General features: G+C 55.8%; 1 rRNA gene. It reads left to right on the forward strand.

Features of this window, described 5'->3' with window-relative positions:
• Nucleotides 1-1,028: ribosomal RNA gene (locus tag ABTY56_RS38765) — 23S ribosomal RNA — on the forward strand; the annotation flags it as partial.
• Nucleotides 1,029-1,030: the final 2 nt, after the last annotated feature.

Raw genomic sequence — 1,030 nt, forward strand, 5'->3', positions numbered from 1 at the left:
GGCGAAGCTGAGAACTTAAGCGCCAGTAAACGGCGGTGGTAACTATAACCATCCTAAGGTAGCGAAATTCCTTGTCGGGTAAGTTCCGACCTGCACGAATGGCGTAACGACTTCTCGACTGTCTCAACCATAGGCCCGGTGAAATTGCATTACGAGTAAAGATGCTCGTTTCGCGCAGCAGGACGGAAAGACCCCGGGACCTTTACTATAGCTTGATATTGGTGTTCGGTTCGGCTTGTGTAGGATAGGTGGGAGACTTTGAAGCAGCAACGCCAGTTGTTGTGGAGTCGCCGTTGAAATACCACTCTGGTCGTGCTGGATGTCTAACCTGGGTCCGTGATCCGGATCAGGGACAGTGTCTGGTGGGTAGTTTAACTGGGGCGGTTGCCTCCTAAAGGGTAACGGAGGCGCCCAAAGGTTCCCTCAGCCTGGTTGGCAATCAGGTGTTGAGTGTAAGTGCACAAGGGAGCTTGACTGTGAGACTGACGGGTCGAGCAGGTACGAAAGTAGGGACTAGTGATCCGGCGGTGGCTTGTGGAAGCGCCGTCGCTCAACGGATAAAAGGTACCCCGGGGATAACAGGCTGATCTTCCCCAAGAGTCCATATCGACGGGATGGTTTGGCACCTCGATGTCGGCTCGTCGCATCCTGGGGCTGGAGTAGGTCCCAAGGGTTGGGCTGTTCGCCCATTAAAGCGGTACGCGAGCTGGGTTTAGAACGTCGTGAGACAGTTCGGTCCCTATCCGCTGTGCGCGTAGGAGTGTTGAGAAGGGCTGTCCCTAGTACGAGAGGACCGGGACGGACGAACCTCTGGTGTGCCAGTTGTCCTGCCAAGGGCATGGCTGGTTGGCTACGTTCGGGAGGGATAACCGCTGAAAGCATCTAAGCGGGAAGCCTGCTTCGAGATGAGCACTCCCACCTCCTTGAGAGGGTAAGGCTCCCAGTAGACGACTGGGTTGATAGGCCGGATATGGAAGCCCTGTAAGGGGTGGAGTTGACCGGTACTAATAGGCCGAGGGCTTGTCCTCAG

This window comes from Kitasatospora sp. NPDC097691, assembly GCF_040302665.1.
Taxonomy (GTDB): domain Bacteria; phylum Actinomycetota; class Actinomycetes; order Streptomycetales; family Streptomycetaceae; genus Kitasatospora.